The following is a 19299-nucleotide window of genomic DNA, read 5'->3' as shown; positions in this document are numbered from 1 at the left end:
CTATATGATTGTATTTACGTGTCTTATTATTATCATAAGCATTATTCGTCCGTACTTGGAGAGCGTGACTGTTAAGCGAATTACTTCAGAAGGCAAAAAAATTCGCTACTACAAAGAACAGTTCTTTTTTTATGTGCTAATTTTACTATTTTATATTGCGGTGATGGTATACCATAGGGTTCCAATTTCTATGTTAGGATTGCAGGGAGTATATCTGGATACGATTCACCGGACGGCTCCGTATCCAGCATGGATTGAATATTTGCTGCTTTTAATCTTTGCAGGCTTTATTATTCTTTCCATTATGCTTCAATGGATGAAAGATCATGGAGAAACGGTTTTTGTGGAACAGGAGATGCCCACGTCAATTGAGGCAACCGTTCCTAAAACAGAAAGAGAGCAAAAGTGGTGGCTTGCATACAGCGGTATTTCCAGCTTCGTAGAAAGCACCGTCTATTTTCCTAGCTTTTATTTATATAGTCACTATGTATTAGCCATTGAAAACACATGGGTGTTGGCTATTTTAATTGGTATTGGTTATTTCCTATCACAGCTAGCTTTTCAGCGTGACCGTTTGAGTGTCCAGACGCTGTTAGTTGGTATCGGGCTAGGCGCTTTATTTATCATGACGAAGTCAGTTGTCATCATGGTCTTGTACTATGGCTTTAGCTTTTTGATTTATGATATTTACCAGCAAGATCGCAATCTAGTAAAAAGCACAGATGATCACTAAGAAACAACACGGCATAAAGCTGTGTTGTTTCTTTTTTTTATAATTTATAAAAAAAGCTTGAAAAGCGCTTTCAATAGTCTTATAATTTAGATAAATCGATTTACTAAACCGGTTTAGTAAGTGGTTAGTTAGTATAATAAGAAAGGTAGGTCGATTTATGAATAGTATTATTATCCCGTTAAATGCATTCGAAACAACAGGCTTTCAGCACACCATGATTGGGAAAATACATGAGCAGCAAGTACATGGAGTGGAAATTCGAAGAGAGTTAATGAAAAAAGTAGATCAAGAGATTGAGCTTATTGCCGAAGAATTAAAAAAATATCCGCTTTTTACAGTATATTCGGCTCCAATTGAACTGTGGAGAGAAAATGGAGAGTTAAACACACAAGAATTAAAAGCTATTCTTGAAGAAGCCGTATCACTTGGCGCTCAGTGGGTAAAAGTTTCTCTTGGTTTTTATCAGCCCCAATCGCCTATGGCAGATTTACAGCAGCTATTAGAAGCATTTCCAGCTTTACGTCTATTTGTAGAAAACGATCAAACCAGTCACGGAGGCAACATAGCATCTTTGCACGCATTTTTTGATAACGCTTACGAAATTCCTGTTTCCATGACGTTTGATATTGGTAACTGGCTTTATGTACAGGAACGACCCCAGGAAGCAATCAAAAAGCTAAGGTCCTTTGTAGGCTATATTCATATTAAACACGTAATAAAAAATAGCGGAAAGCTAGTAACAACCTCTATATCAAACGATTCAAATGAAATGTGGAAAGATATTTTGAAAGGGTTTTCTCATTCGATTTTTAAAGCTTTAGAGTTTCCAATCGATGAACCGGAACAAATCCCCCGCTTCATTTCATTGGTGCAAGCAGCAGAACAGGAGGAAGTGCAATGAATTCATTAGACGTTATTACCTTCGGAGAAGCAATGGCGATGTTCATGGCAGAACAACCAGGACCGCTGTATGAGATTAAGCATTATACAAAAGAGCTAGCCGGAGCAGAAACAAATGTAGCAATTGGTCTCGCTCGTCTCGGTCTGCGCGCAGGGTGGGTGAGCAAAGTAGGCAATGATCCTTTCGGTACGTTTATTATGAAACGGCTACAAGAGGAGTCGGTCAACACCGATTGTGTACTAGTAGATAGCGAACATTCAACAGGTTTTCAAATTAAATCAAAAGTGGAAGTGGGAGATCCGGAAGTTTGTTACTTCCGAAAAAATTCAGCAGCCAGTCACTTGCACCCAAGCGATTTTAATCGAAACTATTTTTTAGCGGCAAAACACATGCATATGACAGGAATACCGCTTGCTGTGTCAGCAAGCATGCGTGAATTTGCTCTACACGCGCTTACCTCGATGAAAGCAGCTGGCAGAACGGTTTCCTTTGACCCGAACCTGCGACCGACTCTTTGGACATCGAAGGAAGAAATGATTTTTACAATCAACGAAGCTGCTAAACAAGCAAACTACGTTCTTCCGGGTATTGAAGAAGGAAAAATCTTAACCGGCTACGAAAACCCAGAAGACATCGCTTCTTACTATTTAGATGCAGGCGTAGAACTTGTCGTTATTAAACTGGGTGAACAAGGAGCCTTCTTTAAGACAGCAAGAGAGCAAGGAATGGTTGAAGGAATTAAAGTGAAACAAATAGTGGATACAGTCGGTGCAGGAGACGGCTTTGCAGTAGGGCTGTTAAGCGGACTTCTTCAACATGATTCTCTTACTCAATCTGTCATGAGAGCAAATGCTATTGGGTCATTAGCTGTACAAAGTCCTGGAGATAACGACGGATATCCAACTGAACAGCAGTTGCAAAAATATATGGAATTCCAAAAACAAGGAGTGAAGTGATAATGAAACAGCAGCTAGCAAAAAAAAGATGGCTTCGGTTAATTCCTATCGTATTTATTACGTATAGCCTTGCATATTTAGACCGTGCAAACTACGGGTTTGGAGCAGCGGCAGGGCTGGCAGAAGATCTTCATATTACGCCAGGTATTTCGTCTTTATTAGGATCGCTCTTTTTCTTAGGTTATTTCTTTTTCCAAATTCCAGGCGCTCACTATGCTGAAAATAAAAGCGCCAAAAAGCTGATTTTTTGGTCTCTGATTTTATGGGGAGCACTTGCTACAGCTACGGGTATGGTAAGCCACGTCGGATTTTTGTTTGTTATTCGATTTGCTTTAGGAGTAGTGGAAAGTGCCGTCATGCCCGCTATGCTCGTTTTTTTAAGCCACTGGTTTACAAAAGCAGAACGTTCTAGAGCCAACACGTTCTTAATTTTAGGAAACCCGGCAACCGTTCTTTGGATGTCAATTGTTTCTGGATATTTACTAGAATCATTTGGCTGGAGATGGATGTTTATTTTAGAAGGTTTTCCAGCTGTTATTTGGGCGTTTTTATGGTGGAAACTAGTAAACGACGAGCCAAAAGATGCAGGCTGGCTGTCGAAAAAAGAAAAAGCAGATTTACACGATGCGCTGCAAAAAGAACAAGAAGGAATCAAACCTGTTAAAGGCTATAAAGAAGCTTTCAAAAATCGTACTGTCATTTTATTAAGCATTCAATATGCTTTATGGAGTATTGGCGTCTACGGATTTGTTATGTGGCTGCCGTCTATTATTAAAGCAGCGCCTAACATGAGTATAGTGAAGACAGGGTGGTTAGCGTCCGTTCCTTACGTATTAGCAGTCGTACTAATGTTAACGGTTTCATATCTATCAGATAAGTTTTTAAAACGAAGCGCATTTGTATGGCCGTTCTTATTAGTAGGAGCTCTTGCCTTTTACGGATCTTATTTAGTTGGCACAAGCAACTTCTGGCTTTCTTTTACTTTACTCGTTATCGCCGGAGGAACGATGTATGCTCCGTACGGACCGTTCTTTGCGATTATTCCTGAAATTTTACCGCGTAATGTTGCCGGAGGAGCGATGGCTTTAATCAATAGCATGGGGGCACTTGGTTCATTTGCCGGTTCTTATATTGTAGGATTTTTAAATGGATCAACAGGAGGGTTTGGCGCTTCCTATATCTTTATGGCTGGATCATTATTCCTTGCGGCAGTTTTAACCATTGTCGCAACGAAAAAGCCAAGAGAAGTTCAGAGTGTGAAGCCAGTTGAAACAACGGCTTAATGTAATGATAGAAAAGGAGAATTGAGATGCATATTGAGAAAATTACAAGTAGCGGTATTGTAGCGGTCATTCGAGGAGCAAGCGCTGAGCGAATTATTCCGCTTGCCTACGCGTTAAAAGAAGGCGGAGTAACAAATCTAGAAATCACAATGGAAAACCCTGCTGCCGTAGAGGTTATTAAAGAATTGAAAAATGAATTTGACGATTCAATGTTTATTGGAGCAGGAACTGTTCTAGACGAAGAAACAGCACGAATTGCCATTATGGCAGGAGCGTCATTTATTTTTTCCCCTACGGTGAACGAACGAACAATTAAAACGGCTAAAAGATACGGAGTCATTAGCGTTCCGGGCGCTTTTACACCTACTGAAATACTAACAGCGTATGAATGCGGCGCAGATATGATTAAAGTCTTCCCGGCAAGCGTAGTAGGTCCCGCTTATTTTAGAAATATAGCAGGACCGCTTCCTCACATTCCATTAATGCCAACGGGCGGCGTTACGGCTGAAAATGCGGGAGCTTATATTAAAGCTGGAGCAGCTGCTATTGGAGCAGGAAGCACATTAGTAGATGGCAAGCAGCTTCCAACTCCTGAATACTTACTTCAAGTAACAAGAGAAGCGAAACGTTTTACTCATGAAATTCAAGAAGCTAGGCTTGCGTACGCTTAATAAATAAAGCCTTCTGCTAGCAAGAAGGCTTTTCCTTTTTCGTTTTTTTCGTTTACACTAGGAGTAGCATAATTTTAGGGATTGAATGAAAAGGACGGATCATGATGCAAAAAGTTACTATGCTGGACGTTGCAAAAGCAGCAAATGTCTCCAAAAGCACCGTATCACAATACATTAACAAGCGGTATGAATATATGGGCGAAGAAACACGAAAGAAAATTAAAGAAGCGATTGATACACTGGGCTATCAGCCCAACTATCTAGCACGGAGCTTAAAACAAAAGCGAACGTCGATGATTGGGATTATTGTTGCCAATATTATGCACAGATTTTCTACGGAAGTCATTCGTGCCATTGAAGACTATTGCCATTCGCAAGATATACATGCCATCATTTGCAACGCAGATGATGACCCTGATAAAGAAAAGAAATATATTAATATGTTAAAAGCAAAGCAAGTAGATGGCCTTATTTTATTTCCAACGGGTGCCAATACTTCTCTTTATGAGCAGATGATCAAAGAAGAATATCCGGTTGTTATTATGGACCGTAAAATTCATGATGTAAAAGGAAAAATTCCATCCGTAGTGGCGAACAACCAAGAAGCCACAAAACAGGCTATTTTGCATCTGCTCGAGCTTGGACATAAGCATATAGCGATTATTACAGAACCCTTAACTATTACACCCCGGATTGAACGTGTAGAAGGGTACAAAGAAGCGTTAATATCAGCCAATATGTCTGTAAATGAATCCATGATTATTAACTGCAAAAAAGCGGACATGCAAAAAGCGCTGGATAAGCTATTTGCAGCCGATAATCCGCCGACAGCGCTGCTGGCTGGAAACGATTTAGTGTTCATTGAAGTGCAGAAATTTATTAAGCAACACGGATTTAATATCCCCAATGATTTATCTTTAATTGTTTATGATAATATTCCTTACGCAGATGTAGCAACGCCTGCCGTTACGACGATTTCGCAGCCTGCTTTTGACATGGGAACAAAAGCAGCAGATTTACTTATTAAACAAATTTTGAAAGAAAAGATAGCTTATGAAGAGTACCAGTATGAATGTGAATTAATTATTCGAGAAACAACGTTGTCGTATTAAGTTAAAAAGAGCGCCTATGGCGTGCTCTTTTTAGCTCATCAAAATATTCGTTTTTTTTACGTTGTTACTAAACCGGTTTATTAGAAAGTGAGGAGAAGAAAGATGAAGATACAATTAGCATTAGATCGCGTCACAATTGAAGAAGCTATTATCCTTGCCAAGCTGGCAGAACCCTCTGTTGATTGGATTGAAGTAGGTACATCTCTTATAAAAGAGTATGGAATTGAAAGCATTTATAAAATCAAACAGGCATTTCCGCACAAGACGATTGTAGCAGATATCAAAACGATTGATAACGCAGAGTATGAGTTTACCATGTGCTATCAAGCAGGAGCAGATATAGCAACAGTAATGGGCGTATCACCTTTACCCACGATAGAGACGTGTGCAAATGTAAGCGAAAAATGGAATAAAAAAATGATGATTGATTTATTAAACACTTCAAGCAGCTCGCAAAAGCAAGTAAGTATTTATAGAAGCGCTATTTTTTGCCATCATATCAGCAAAGACGAGCAAGAAAAAGAAGGAAAATCGCTGAGTCAAATAAATTTGCGGCAGTATTTTCATTCAGATGCGCAAATAGCAGTAGCAGGAGGAATTAATCCAGCCTCATCAGCATCATTACTTCAAATGAAAGCGGACGTCGCGATTATTGGATCAGCGATTACAAAAAGTGCGGATGTGGCAAAGGCATCTGCTGAATTTCAAGACTTATTTATGAGCAGGGGGAACGTATAATGACAAAAACACAAACGATTTTACATGAAATTACAGCCGTAATGAATCACATAAAAGAACCGCAAATAGAAGAAGTAGCGTTTTCACTTTACCAAGCGAAACGAATTTTTGTTATAGGCGAAGGTCGCTCTGGGTTAATGGGCAAATCATTTGCGATGAGACTGATGCATTTAGGTGCGACAGTATACGTTGTAGGAGAGACCATTACTCCTTCGATTGCAGCGGGTGACTTATTGGTGGCTGTATCTGGTTCAGGAAAAACACAGCAAGTGGTGAGCGTAGCTAAAAAAGCCAAAGAAGTAGGATGTTCAGTTATCGGCATTTCAGCTAGTACAGAATCACCATTAACTGCTCATACTGATGAGCTGATGCACATTCCCGCTGCAACCAAATACCGAAGCGAAAATGAAGCCGCTTCTATTCAGCCGCTTGGTTCATTGTTTGATCAATGTGCTCATGTTGTGTTTGATACGATTTGCTTAGAATACGGGAATTTGAACCAAACGGATCATGAACAGGCGTTTAAACAGCACAGCAATTTAGAGTAAGTGGAAATAGGCTGAAACAAAAGTAGGTTGGTTAAAAGAAAATCCGAACGATGAGTCGAGATTCTTGATGGAGAATCACATTCGTTCGGATTTTTTTATTGGTATTGGTGAGCGTAGGTTTCATGTGTGTAGTTGCTTCTAGCTGTTGATTGAATCGATGTAGTTATGTCTCACTCTCTTTTGATACAGGTAAGTCTAAACGTTTACTTCACTTTTGTTTATTGCGAAGATATTCCTTCTCTTCAAAGTAAATAACAGCATTTTTATGTTGAAATTGCTATAATATACAAGCCGGTACATATACTAAGGCGACTGAAAATAAAGGAGTTTTGATTGATGACAAAAATAAAATTAATTTCACATAACGATTTAGACGGGGTAAGTCCAGCACTGTTGGGTCGGTTAGCGTTTGGCGACAACAACTTTGATTACAGCACGGTAAGCATTGGCCGCATCAATGACACAGTGACGCATTTTATTGAAGAAGAAAACGATGGAGACACAGCTTTATACATAACGGATATTAGCGTAAACGATGAAGTAGCGGAAAAATTAAATGAACTGGTAAAAAAAGGCCAGAAAATCACTCTTATTGACCATCATATCTCTGCTCTTCCACTAGCTGAGAAATACGATTGGGTTCATGTTATTGCAGAAGACGAAAACGGTAAAAAGACAGCAGCTACATCTCTTTTCTACGACTACTTAGTGCGCAACAACATGCTTCAAAAAACGGAGTTGCTTGATGAATATGTAGAACTTGTGCGCTTATTTGATACGTGGGACTGGTTTCATGAAAATAATGTGAAAGCAAAGCGCCTCAATCACCTATATTATCTAATCCCGCATGAAGAATTTAAAGAGACCATTCTAGAAACGCTTCGTGAATCGTACCATACTGAAAATCAAGAATTTACGTTTACGGACAAACACGAAATTTTACTAGAAGCAGAAGAAAAAAAGATTGAAAAATATATTTACGACAAGCAAAAACAAATCATAAAAGAAAGTGTTGAAATTGCTAAAACAGCGTACAACGTAGGCATTGTATTTGCAGATACATATCAGTCTGAGCTAGGAAATGCACTGTGTCTAGAAAACGAAGATATCGACTTTTCCGTTATGGTGGACATGGGACGCCAAAAGATTGGCTTCCGTGCAGTAAAAGACGAAATCAACTTAGCCGAAATTGTTGGGCACCTTGGAGGAGGAGGTCACCCAAAAGCTTCTGGATGCAAGTTAACGGCTGAAACGTTTGCTCTTTTCGTCACGGATCACTTGTTTAAAGACGAAGAAAAAAGTGAATAAAGCGTATAAGGAGGAGATGATATGTCATTTAAAGATTTAGTTGTTGTTGTTACCGGAGCTGCGAATGGAATAGGAAAAGATGTATCACGCGCATACGCAAAACAAGGAGCAAAAGTGGTATTGGCAGATGTGGACGAAACCGAAGGCGAGCGTCACGCAGAAGCTATTCAAAGACAAGGCGGAGAAGCCATTTTTGTAAAAACAGACGTCCGAAAAGAAAGCGACATTTTACATCTCGTTGAAAAAACGCTCAGTACGTATGGAACGATACATATTTTGATTAATAATGCAGGCGTTTCCCGCTGGAAATCACCGTATGAGCTAACCATTGATGAATGGGATGACATTATCAATACGAACCTGCGCAGCGTGTTTCTATGTTCTCGCGAAGCAGCTAAAGTGATGAGGAAAAACGAAAGCGGAGGCTCCATTGTAAACTTAGCTTCTACAAGAGCTTCAATGTCTGAACCAGATACAGAAGCCTATGCTGCTACAAAAGGAGGAATCGTTGCTTTAACTCATGCACTTGCCATTTCGCTTGGTGATGACAACATCACGGTAAATGCTATTTCTCCAGGATGGATTGAGACATCTGACTACGATGGCCTTCGTGAAATCGATCATACGCAGCATCCGTCTAATCGGGTAGGAACGCCAGCCGATATCTCAAGAGCGTGTATGTACTTAACAAACGTCGAAAATGATTTTGTAACAGGAGCTAACCTCGTAGTAGACGGGGGAATGACGCGAAAGATGATTTATGAACATTAAGCATCTACGAAAAAAGACTGCCGTATTTAGCAGTCTTTTTTCATATAATCAAGAAAAGAAAAAGATAATAATTTTCGCTTGACAGAACAAAATAATCATTGTAAAGTAAGTTACATAAAGTAATTAAATTTCAATTAATATTTTTTTGGTTTAATATCTCGAATTAGAGATATAAGAATTCATTATATCTTGTTTATCTCCTTTTATCAGGGGGAAGGGTATAAACATGCAATTTAAGCTTAAAAAAACAAACTATTAGGAGTGTGGAAAATGGGTTTTTTAGATAAATTATTTGATAAATCAAGTGATCAACAACAGGTTGGAAAAGATTTTTATGAAGCAATTAAAAACCGACGTTCTATTTATGCAATTGATAAAAATGTAAAAATATCAGAAGAAAAAATTGAAGAAATTATTAACTTTGCGGTGAAACATACTCCTTCAGCATTTAATTCCCAAAGCGCACGCGTAGTCGTTTTATTTGGCGAACAGCATGATAAAGTATGGGATATTACGAGAGAAACGCTTCGTAAAATTGTTCCAGCTGAAAATTTTTCAGATACGGATCAAAAAATGAACTTATTCGGAAGCGGCTATGGAACAGTTCTTTTCTTTGAAGATCAAGAAGTAGTTGAAGGGCTGCAAAAGCAGTTCGCATCTTACAGCGAAAATTTCCCGGTTTGGTCTAACCAATCATCAGGCATGCTGCAGCATGTGATCTGGACAGCTCTTGAGCTCGAAGGCCTAGGAGCAACTTTACAGCATTACAATCCATTGATTGACGATGAAGTAAAAGCAGCTTGGAATATTCCAAGTTCATGGAAGCTGATTGCTCAAATGCCATTTGGTAATCCTGTGGCGCCAGCGGGAGAAAAAGAATTTCAACCGCTAAGTGAACGTGTAAAAGTATTTAAATAAGCAAAAAAAGGCACGGGCAACATTATTTTAATTAAAGCAAAATCCGAACGATGAATCGTTCGGATTTTTTTATTGGTATGGCAAGCCTAGGTGTTGCGTATGTAGCTGCTTCTAGCAGTTGATTTTGTTATGTCTCAGCCCTTTTTTTGCGAAAAATAGTTTGAATATTCTTTTATGTTTAACCTAAGAAAAATGCGGTTAAATAAGGGGAGTAGTCCTCAAATCTTCTGTGGAATTTATGCGCTATACATAAGCAATTCAATGATGTTTTGTAAAAAAATAAAGTTTTTAACTTGGTTTTTTAGAGAATATTTGTTAACATATCCACTTGTGAGGTCTTAGTAAGAGGAGGATGATGTAAAGAATCCCATATCGGACGCAAGGGCGTAGATATGTGGAGTGGAAATTTTAAAGGAGGATATTATGTCTGATCAAGGAAATCAAGGAAAGTTTAAAAAATCAATATCGTTACTTGACCTAACGTTAATTGGGATGGGAGCTATTTTTGGTTCCGCCTGGTTATTTGCGGTTAGTAACGTAGCGTCAAAGGCTGGTCCAGCCGGAAGTTTTTCGTGGCTGATTGGCGGAGTCATTATTTTACTTATCGGTTTAGTGTATGCTGAACTTGGAGCAGCGCTGCCGCGTACCGGTGGAATTATCCGTTATCCGGTTTACTCACATGGTCATTTAGTGGGTTACTTAATTTCATTCATTACCATTATTGCTTACACAAGTTTGATTGCCATCGAGGTAACGGCTGTACGTCAGTATGTTGCGTTTTGGCTTCCTGGTCTAACTAAACATGGTTCTGAATCGCCTACTACAATCGGCTGGTTATTTCAGTTCGCGTTATTAACGCTATTTTTTATCATTAACTACGTAAGTGTAAAAGCATTTGCTAAGTCAAATGTCATTATATCTGTGTTCAAATATGCGGTTCCTCTTACAATTATCGTCGTGTTAGCTTATCACTTTAAATCAGCTAACTTTACAACTGGCGATTTTACTCCGTTTGGTTTTAATGGTATTCAAGCAGCCATTTCAACAGGTGGCGTTATGTTTGCTTATCTAGGACTTCACCCTATTGTTTCTGTAGCCAGTGAAGTTAAAAACCCGCAGCGTAATATTCCAATCGCGCTCATTATCTGTATTGTACTTTCAGCGATTATTTACACAGCACTGCAAGTATTGTTCATTGGTAACATCCCGGCTGATATGCTATCAGGAGGATGGGGAACAATTCAAGAGCAATTCTCTTTACCATTTAAAGATATTGCACTTATTTTAGGCCTTGGCTGGTTAGTAACGCTTGTTATTTTTGATGCTATTTTATCACCAGGCGGTAACGGGAACATCTTCATGAATACAACTTCTCGTTTAGTTTATGCTTGGTCTCGTAATGGAACATTATTTAAACGTTTCTCAAAAGTAGATAAGAAAACAGGAATTCCACGTGCGTCACTATGGTTATCATTTGGAATGTCCGTATTCTGGACACTGCCATTTCCTTCTTGGGAAGCGCTAGTAAACGTATGTTCAGTGGCACTTATTCTGTCTTATGCGATTGCGCCAATTTCAGCTGCTGCATTCAGAGTAAATGCAAAAGACCTTAAAAAACCTTTTAAATTAAAAGGCATGAGCGTTATTGCTCCTGTTTCATTTATTTTCTGTTCATACATCGTATATTGGTCAGGATGGACGACAATTTCTTGGCTGCTAGGATCACAGCTTCTAATGGTTATTATCTACGTAGCATTTAAGAAATATGTACCAACTGACGTTGTAAAATTTGCACAGCAGCTTAAATCTGCATGGTGGCTAGTTACTTATTATATTATTATGCTTGTTATCTCTTATCTAGGTTCATTTGGTGGAGGACAAGGTGTGCTAAGCAACCCGCTTGACTTAATTTTAATTGCTCTTGTTTCACTCGGTATTTTCTACTGGGCGAAATACACAGGTTTACCAAAAGCAGTTATCGATACAGATGATTAATAAAAAACACGGCATGAATTCATGCCGTGTTTTTTATTTGTAGAGGTACTTACTCTATTTATTTATCAAACAGCCATGTTTTTAATATAGCAGCATACTCACGAAAGTAGGCTTGAAGTTTAATTGAATTTGGTGTCTTTGCGCCTAAAGGATAAACGTCAAAGCCTTGACGTTTGGCAATAATAGAGGCGCGAAATAAATGAAAATCACTGCTAACAAGCACGACTTTTTTGTGTTGAATATCAACTTTCTTTTTAGTGAAAGTGAAATTCTCAAAAGTAGACGTTGACTGGTCCTCCTTTATAATTCGGTCCTTTTCAATTCCTTCTTTCCGTAGAAAACGGTAGGCTGCTTCTGCTTCAGAAATTTCTTCATCGGATCCTTTTCCGCCCGTTACGATAACTTTTGTCTGTTTATGAGTCTTTAAATAAAATAAAGCCGTTTTTGCTCGTTCTTTTAAACTGGGAGACATTTGATCTCCGTCTACTTTAGAACCTAAAACGAGCACATAATCTGCGTTTTGTGGAACAGGCTGATGAGCGGTTTGATACATACAAAAAGATATGATTGCTATGTAAAGAATAAGCAAACTAATAAAGATATAAATGATTTTTTTCTGCAACTGTGAGCACCTTCCTAGCTATTTCATAAGATGTTTGGAAAATAATTGTTATTATAGCATACGAGATCCAAATAAGTATAAACACAGTAATATATAATAATAGAAGAAAATCGTTATTGTGAATGGTTATAAAATTCGTTACAATAAAGAATAAATGATTTTAAAAGTGCCTCTAAGGAGGATAATAGGGAAATCGGTGAAAATCCGGTGCAGCCCCCGCTACTGTAAATGTGGATGAACCTGCAAAGACCCACTAGTCAAACTAGGAAGGGTGCAGAAGTAAAATGAAGCATAAGCCAGGAGACCTGCTTTTAAAAACCCCTTATTTTTCGGTGGGAGAAATAAGTCAAGACAATGTGTTAATGAGCGCATGACCAAACCTTGACTTTTACAGTTAAGGTTTTTTTATGTGGTAGGGAGTGAAAAAAGTGAAAAAAGGAAAACCGCTTATGATTCAAGGAACGCACTCAGACGCTGGAAAAAGCATGATTGCTACAGCATTTTGCCGTATTTTTAAAGAAGACGGCTATCAAACTGCACCGTTTAAATCGCAAAATATGGCGCTTAATTCATACATTACAATGGATGGAAAAGAAATTGGCAGAGCGCAAGGAATTCAAGCAGAAGCTGCTGGAGTAGAAGCAACAACCAATATGAACCCTATTTTAATTAAACCAACTCGTGATCATGAATCTCAAATTGTTGTTCACGGAAAACCGCTACGTAATATGTTTGCTTTTCAGTATCGGCAAGAATTTTTTAATGAAGGTTTGAACGTTATCACGGAAGCTTATAAAGAGCTTGCCAATCATTATGATCGAATTGTGATTGAAGGCGCTGGAAGTCCTGCTGAAGTCAACTTGAACGATCGGGAACTCGTAAATATGCGCGTTGCAAAAATAGCAGAAGCGCCTGTTGTGTTAGTAGGAGATATTGATAAAGGTGGCGTTTTCGCGAGCCTAGTGGGTACTCTTCAATTGCTTCCAGATGAACACAAGTCTAGAGTTATCGGGGTGTTAATTAATAAATTCCGAGGAGATTTAGAACTTTTAAAACCAGGCTTGAAGTGGTTTGAAGAATACACGGGTGTTCCGGTTCTAGGAGTTATTCCTTATATGAACAATGTGGAAATTGATGCGGAAGATTCGTTATCACTTAGAAATTACTCAACGCTTGTGAATCCGTTAAAAGAAATTGATATTGCCGTTATCTCGTACCCGCGCATCTCAAATTTTACAGACATCGATCCTTTAAGCTTAGAAGAAGACTGTCACGTGAGGCTTGTAACCAAGCCGTCGCAATTAGGTACGCCTGATTTAATTGTTTTGCCAGGAAGCAAAAATACGATTGAAGATGCGCAGTTTTTACAAGAAAGCGGCCTGGCTCTAGCCATTAATCAAGTCTTAAACACAACGAACGTTCACGTCATTGGCATCTGCGGAGGATATCAAATGCTAGGAGAGACAATTACAGACCCTGATGCAGTAGAATCTCGGATTGAATCTATTAAAGGGCTGGGTTTGCTTCCAGTGGAAACCGTTATGACAACCAGCAAAAAAACAGAAAGAGTTTCTGGATATGTTCAGTTAGAGAGTGAGAAGGTTTCGATTGAAGGCTATGAAATTCATATGGGAAAGACGGTTTCTAAAAGCATGACGAAAGCCTTTGCGGTGGTAGATGATCAAAAAGAAGGAACGGTTAAAGACAACATCATTGGCACGTATGTTCATGATGTGTTTCATAACGATGCTTTGCGCAGAGCTTTGCTTAATCAAATTCGTAAACATAAAAAATTGCCGCCTATTACGGATACATTCAACAGTCGCCTGCAAAAAGAGGAGTCTTTTTCAAAAGCAGCAGCATATGTGAGAGAAGCTATAGATATGGAAAAGCTGTATCATTTAATAGACAACTATAAAAGCCCGGAGCAAGCACAAAAAGTGTAGCTTGTAGAGGTTTTCGCTTGTTTTTTCACCGAGAACTTTAGTACGCTATTCTACGTTGCCTAGTTCAACAGTCTAGCACTCGTAACAAATAAAAGATGATTGTTTCCAATACTATGTAGGATGGAAACATGGTTTATGGACAGGAAAATGAATGGTTAATGTAATGTAAAACATCACGCCTCGTTTCCTAGAGGAGCTGAAAGTATTGATTTTTAAACGTATTTTTTTAAACAAAGCATCTATTTTATACATAGTCAGTTTATTTATTGTATGTACTTCGGTGATTATGGGAGTATTTATTGGTACAGTTTCGTTAACCGTAGGAGATACAATCAAAATTATTATTGGCCACCTTACCGGACTATCCTTATATCACGGTCCGGAAAACATGGATTTAATCATTTGGCAAATTCGTTTTCCAAGAGTACTGGTGGCATTTTTAGTAGGAGCTTCGCTTTCAATAGCAGGAGCTGCCTTTCAAGGGCTATTAAGAAACTCTCTTGCGGATCCTTACACGATCGGAGTTTCCTCAGGTGCAACCCTTGGCTCTGTCATGGCAATTTATTTTCATTGGAGTATTTTTGGTTTGTCTATCTTCACGCTGCCTGTAGTCGGCATCGTATCTGGTTTTATTACTCTTCTTTTAGTTTTTGGTATTACGAAACTCGCAAGCGGCAATTTGGCCAATGAAACCATCATCTTAGCGGGGATTATTTTATCATCCTTTATGAGCGCGCTTATTTCATTAATTGTAGCTCTTTCTCCTGAAGAAGATGTAAGGCAGGTTTTATATTGGCTAATGGGAAGCGTATCAATGAGAGGATGGTCGCATATTCAAATTTTAGGGCCGTTCTTTTTAGTCGGTACGATTATGCTGCTGTTACATGTGAAAGAGCTGAACGGCTTAGCATTTGGCGATCAATCCGCTCAATTTATGGGGATAGACGTAAAGAAGAAAAAAAGAATGATTTTAATAGGTGCATCCGTATTAACCGGGGCTGCGGTATCAGTATCTGGGGCAATTGGATTTGTTGGCTTAGTTATTCCCCACGTAGTGCGTCTCGTAGCGGGAGCTAATCATAAGCATGTACTGCCGCTTTCTATTTTAATCGGAGGAAGTTATTTGGTTTTAGCCGATTTATTAGCAAGAACGATATTAGAACCTCGTGAACTGCCGATTGGAGTCGTAACCGCCTTAATTGGTTCGCCAATTTTTACGCTGCTGCTTGTAAAAGAACGTATGCGGAAAAGAGGAATATCATGATTGAACTATATAATGTGACGGGAGGATACGATAAGCAGAAACCGACCGTTCGTGACATCACGTTCACCGTAGACAAAGGTTCTTTTGTTGCTTTACTAGGACCAAATGGAAGCGGAAAAACAACGCTTATTCGCTTAATTATGAATGTATTAACCACTCAATCAGGAGAAGTGAAGGTAGAAGGGAAGTCAGTGAAGGCTTATTCACCAAAACAACTGGCGCAAAAAGTTGCAGTCATGACGCAAGAAAATCAAATTGGATTAGAATTTACGGTTCAAGAAATTGTTTCACTTGGACGTTATCCTTATCAGGCAAAAGGTTTGTTTAGCACTGTATCAGCACAGGATGAAGAAGTGGTAGAAAGCGTGATGAAATTAACAAACGTCTGGCACTATCGAAATCATACCTTTCAATCGCTGAGCGGTGGAGAAAAACAGCGGGTTTTACTTGCTAAAGCACTGGCGCAAGAACCTGACTACTTACTTCTTGATGAACCAACGAATCACTTAGATGTAAAACATACGATGGAACTGCTTCAGCTGTTAAAAACGTTACAGCAGGAAATGAGCTTGACGGTTCTGGCCATTTTGCATGATCTCAACATTGCCTCGCTGTTTGCAGATAATGCCGTATTATTGAAAGATGGAAGAGTAGAAGAAACGGGGATGGATGCCATTTTTCAGGATGCAGCTACGTTAAAAAGAGTATATGGCGTTGATTTGCATGTATTTCACCATCCCGCTGTGAACAAGCGGCAAATTGCTTTTGTGCCGCCGTATCAATATCCAGAGACGGACTTCCATGAGTTGTATCAGTTGCAAAAGGAACCGGGCAAGCTATGTTTATCCTTTGCTCGTCCTTTGAGAACTCTTTCACTGGGTTCCAATGAAACAGGTCTAGACTGGTGTCAAGAAATTGTTCAACAGCAAAGCAGTTCTAACACGGCGTGGAAATCTGCGTCTTTATCTAGTCATGAAGTTCGCTTAAAAGACGATAAAGGTTACTCGTGGCTGACTGTACTGACACATGGACAAAAAGAGAATGAAATGAATATTGTTCTACTAACAAATACACCGCTTTCGGACGCGAACTTACTTCATGCTGCGATGAAGGTAATTGAATACCGGGCTTTCTTAGGAAAAACAGGCCGTATTGTTGTAGCATCATCTCATCATAAAGAAGAAAATCAAGAAGAAATTTCAGCTTTCTTAATGGAACGCCTACAGAAAGAATTACAACTATTTATGGAAACAAAAATGACCGACAATTGCTTTAAATAAGCAGTAGCGGTCATTTTTTATTCTTCGGAGTGATCAGGCTTTTCTGTTTCACCTCCTGAACTCATCGTTGTCTCAGTTGTATGTTCATCAATCTTTTTTTCTTTTAGCTTAACAGAGAATAAGTCTTTGACTTCTTCATCCACTTGATCAGAGTCAGCGCTGTAAGTGGTACCGATGTTTAAGTGACCGGTCAAATCTTTAATGCCTAGCTGGCCAAAATTATTACTAAGATCAATTTTGTCTAACAATACTTTTTCGACCATAATTTTTTCAACAACAATGGACTGCTTTGGCTGAGTTACTTCATCAATCTTTTTGTCAAGAGTTTTCACCATCTCATATAAAGCTGTATTGGACGATTCTTCCTTTAACGCAGAGAGCTGATTTTGAATGTCTTCGAAATTAGGAGCTGACTGCATAGTCGAAAGTAAATGAGCTGTTTGCTCGTGCAGTTGAGACAATGATTGAATAAGATGAGCTGATTCATGTAATTGCTGATGAAGCTCTTCTATTTTAGGAATCGCGTCGGTTAAACGCGTCACTTGATCAATAATTCCCTGCAGGTTCAGCGCTGAATCTGACGAATGAACAGGTTTTGTGAATTCAACTTCATCAGATGTCTTAGGCTCCGTTTGGCTCGGCAACTTCTTTGGCTGCTGAGGGGGTTTCTTTAGATTAGACTGTTTTTTAGTTTTCATCTTTTCGGGTAATTCTTTCCGCTTTTGATTAGAGCTTTGGTCTATGGGACTTACTTTTTTTTTGGTTGGAAGGGAAGACGGATTTATTTTACGGACTGTTTCAATTTTAGGCGATTGTTTAAACCACTTAGAAAACATGAAATTCCCTGCCTTTCATGCTACGTATAGTTCTGCACAATAAATTACAAATCAAATTTCACGTGCAATAGACCATCTTTAAATGATGCGTGACACGGCGCTTCCCCTACAGCAGGTGGAAGGATGATTGATCGTTGAAACGTTCCTTCACGTCTTTCTTTGTGAAGAACATTTGCATCCTTCATCGTTAAAAGAGATGAACCGGATATGTGTAAAGTATTTTCATGCATGGTCAATTCGACGTCTGTTCGTTTAGCACCGGGTATTTCAATCACAACTAACAGTTGATTTGCCCATTCGTATACATCAATTAAAGGATAATCTCGATACTCATTTACAATTTGAGGAGAAGCATCTGCTTCCGTATCATTCTTTTCTTCAGGATCATCGTCAAAAATCTTTTCCCAAAATTTTGTATGGTTTTCTTCTTGTAACGTTTCTGCCCACTTTTTAAACTTTCCATGATTCATATTTGTCACCTTCTTTAAAAAAATAAAACAAGGCCTTTTGCCGCTTTCTATTTTATATGTATGCATGAAAACAGAAAAAAACGTCCACTTTAATCTAAATCGTGGACGTCTATTTGAGACATAGGAATATTAACATGTTTAGGCATCCGGATTTCCAACACCCCGGAACGATATACGGCGCGTGTACCTTTTTTGCGAACCGAACAAGGAAGCTGAATTTCTTCTTTGAAGGATTCTTCTCCATCTATTCCTTCAATCGTACACACGTATGGAGTATGATAGACTTTAATGCTTGATACAATATCGCGGTTAGGAATTTTTAACTGAACAATGCATTCGTCTAATGTATTAATGACGTTTGAATCAAATCTTCTTAGCTGTTGTCCATGACCTTCATTTCCCACATCCTGCTGTTCTTTCATCATGTCTTGGGCTTGCTTAAAGAATTCATTTCCTTGCATAAAATCCGGAAAAGAATGGGACATCGTAGAAGAAATCATTTGCTGAATATATTTATTCATGTCTTTAGATGCCATTCCTTTTGGGATATTTTCCATCATTCCTTTAAACGGAGACTTTCCAAATGGAAACATATTTACACACCTCCTTGTAATGTGCCAAGTAAAACGACAAAATCGTTAAATCTAAATTTGATTTCCAATTGGAGCTGAAGGGTTTGCAATTTGATCTTGATCGCTTACGTCAGGATCTAACACGCCCGTATTCATTTGAGAGCAAGTAGGAGAGAAGTTACCTAAAGAGAAATTTGCGCCGTTAAACTTTGAGTTCGCCGTGTGACTGTTTTGAATGGTGGAACCGAAATCAATATTTGCGTTTTGTGTGACACCGTTTGTTACGATATTAAAAACGTTAATTTGAAGAGGCATAAAGAGACTCCTTACTGTTTTTATTCATTCTACTCCAACGGCCTATTGCGTTCAGAGAGA

The 19299-nt window shown here is 38.8% G+C and carries 20 protein-coding genes and 1 riboswitch; of the genes, 15 read left to right on the top strand and 5 right to left on the bottom strand.

Going from position 1 to position 19299, the window contains the following annotated elements; all coding sequences use genetic code 11:
- Positions 1–4 precede the first annotated feature (4 nt).
- The 12 genes from MMB68_RS06995 (at position 5) to MMB68_RS06940 (ending at position 11934) form a co-directional block, all read left to right on the top strand.
- Positions 5–733: a hypothetical protein gene (locus MMB68_RS06995; RefSeq protein WP_221784783.1), complete on the top strand. Its 729-nt coding sequence runs from the start codon at positions 5–7 to the stop codon at positions 731–733.
- A gap of 157 nt (positions 734–890) precedes the next feature.
- Positions 891–1634, top strand: coding sequence for a sugar phosphate isomerase/epimerase family protein (locus MMB68_RS06990; protein WP_221784784.1), 744 nt, complete (start codon positions 891–893; stop codon positions 1632–1634).
- Complete coding sequence (locus MMB68_RS06985) at positions 1631–2590, top strand: sugar kinase (RefSeq protein WP_155010033.1); 960 nt, start codon at positions 1631–1633, stop codon at positions 2588–2590. The genes MMB68_RS06990 and MMB68_RS06985 overlap by 4 nt, the downstream gene beginning before the upstream one ends.
- 2 nt (positions 2591–2592) lie before the next feature.
- Complete coding sequence (locus tag MMB68_RS06980; protein ID WP_013083743.1) at positions 2593–3873, top strand: MFS transporter; 1281 nt, start codon at positions 2593–2595, stop codon at positions 3871–3873.
- 26 nt (positions 3874–3899) lie between these two features.
- Complete coding sequence (locus tag MMB68_RS06975; RefSeq protein ID WP_221784786.1) at positions 3900–4544, top strand: bifunctional 4-hydroxy-2-oxoglutarate aldolase/2-dehydro-3-deoxy-phosphogluconate aldolase; 645 nt, start codon at positions 3900–3902, stop codon at positions 4542–4544.
- Positions 4545–4645: 101 nt separating this feature from the next.
- Positions 4646–5656, top strand: a complete 1011-nt coding sequence (locus tag MMB68_RS06970; protein ID WP_221784787.1) for a LacI family DNA-binding transcriptional regulator — start codon at positions 4646–4648, stop codon at positions 5654–5656.
- A 102-nt stretch (positions 5657–5758) separates the two neighbouring features.
- The gene (gene hxlA / locus MMB68_RS06965; RefSeq protein WP_221784788.1) at positions 5759–6394 is read left to right on the top strand and encodes a 3-hexulose-6-phosphate synthase; all 636 of its coding nucleotides are present in this window, start codon (positions 5759–5761) and stop codon (positions 6392–6394) included.
- Entirely contained in the window at positions 6394–6942 is a 549-nt protein-coding gene (hxlB, locus tag MMB68_RS06960) for a 6-phospho-3-hexuloisomerase (protein ID WP_221784789.1), read from the top strand. Before hxlA ends, hxlB begins: the two co-directional genes overlap by 1 nt.
- 336 nt (positions 6943–7278) lie before the next feature.
- Entirely contained in the window at positions 7279–8250 is a 972-nt protein-coding gene (locus MMB68_RS06955; RefSeq protein ID WP_221784790.1) for a DHH family phosphoesterase, read from the top strand.
- Positions 8251–8271: 21 nt separating this feature from the next.
- Complete coding sequence (locus MMB68_RS06950) at positions 8272–9021, top strand: glucose 1-dehydrogenase (protein ID WP_221784791.1); 750 nt, start codon at positions 8272–8274, stop codon at positions 9019–9021.
- Positions 9022–9291: 270 nt separating this feature from the next.
- Complete coding sequence (locus MMB68_RS06945) at positions 9292–9939, top strand: nitroreductase family protein (protein ID WP_221780278.1); 648 nt, start codon at positions 9292–9294, stop codon at positions 9937–9939.
- Between the two features lie 423 nt (positions 9940–10362).
- The gene (locus MMB68_RS06940) at positions 10363–11934 is read left to right on the top strand and encodes an APC family permease (RefSeq protein WP_221784792.1); all 1572 of its coding nucleotides are present in this window, start codon (positions 10363–10365) and stop codon (positions 11932–11934) included.
- A 58-nt stretch (positions 11935–11992) separates the two neighbouring features.
- Here MMB68_RS06940 and MMB68_RS06935 read toward each other — a convergent pair whose 3' ends face one another.
- Positions 11993–12556 carry a YdcF family protein gene (locus MMB68_RS06935; protein WP_221784793.1) on the bottom strand — a complete coding sequence of 188 codons (564 nt, stop codon included), beginning with the start codon at positions 12554–12556 and terminating at the stop codon, positions 11993–11995.
- A 147-nt stretch (positions 12557–12703) separates the two neighbouring features.
- Positions 12704–12883: riboswitch (cobalamin riboswitch) on the top strand.
- Between the two features lie 92 nt (positions 12884–12975).
- Between MMB68_RS06935 and MMB68_RS06930 the strand changes: the two genes are divergently transcribed.
- The 3 genes from MMB68_RS06930 to MMB68_RS06920 all read left to right on the top strand — a co-directional run bounded on the left by MMB68_RS06930 (position 12976) and on the right by MMB68_RS06920 (position 17046).
- Entirely contained in the window at positions 12976–14502 is a 1527-nt protein-coding gene (locus MMB68_RS06930; RefSeq protein ID WP_221784794.1) for a cobyric acid synthase, read from the top strand.
- A 205-nt stretch (positions 14503–14707) separates the two neighbouring features.
- The gene (locus MMB68_RS06925) at positions 14708–15766 is read left to right on the top strand and encodes a FecCD family ABC transporter permease (RefSeq protein WP_028412841.1); all 1059 of its coding nucleotides are present in this window, start codon (positions 14708–14710) and stop codon (positions 15764–15766) included.
- Positions 15763–17046: an ABC transporter ATP-binding protein gene (locus MMB68_RS06920; protein WP_033579427.1), complete on the top strand. Its 1284-nt coding sequence runs from the start codon at positions 15763–15765 to the stop codon at positions 17044–17046. Before MMB68_RS06925 ends, MMB68_RS06920 begins: the two co-directional genes overlap by 4 nt.
- 17 nt (positions 17047–17063) lie before the next feature.
- On the opposite strand, the gene MMB68_RS06915 is transcribed toward MMB68_RS06920, so the two are convergent.
- The 4 genes from MMB68_RS06915 to MMB68_RS06900 form a co-directional block, all read right to left on the bottom strand.
- Positions 17064–17882 (bottom strand): hypothetical protein, encoded by an 819-nt coding sequence (locus MMB68_RS06915; RefSeq protein ID WP_048019032.1) that lies wholly within the window; start codon positions 17880–17882, stop codon positions 17064–17066.
- 44 nt (positions 17883–17926) lie between these two features.
- Positions 17927–18352 (bottom strand): Hsp20/alpha crystallin family protein, encoded by a 426-nt coding sequence (locus tag MMB68_RS06910; protein ID WP_028412844.1) that lies wholly within the window; start codon positions 18350–18352, stop codon positions 17927–17929.
- Positions 18353–18441: 89 nt separating this feature from the next.
- A complete protein-coding gene (locus MMB68_RS06905) occupies positions 18442–18945 on the bottom strand; it encodes an Hsp20/alpha crystallin family protein (RefSeq protein ID WP_028412845.1) in 504 nt (167 codons plus the stop codon).
- 51 nt (positions 18946–18996) lie between these two features.
- Positions 18997–19239 (bottom strand): spore germination protein, encoded by a 243-nt coding sequence (locus MMB68_RS06900; protein WP_013057626.1) that lies wholly within the window; start codon positions 19237–19239, stop codon positions 18997–18999.
- Positions 19240–19299 lie beyond the last annotated feature (60 nt).

This window comes from Priestia sp. Y58 (assembly GCF_029522095.1).
In the GTDB taxonomy this organism is placed as follows: Bacteria; Bacillota; Bacilli; order Bacillales; family Bacillaceae_H; genus Priestia; species Priestia megaterium_E.
This window is presented reverse-complemented; position numbering and strand designations above follow the sequence as displayed.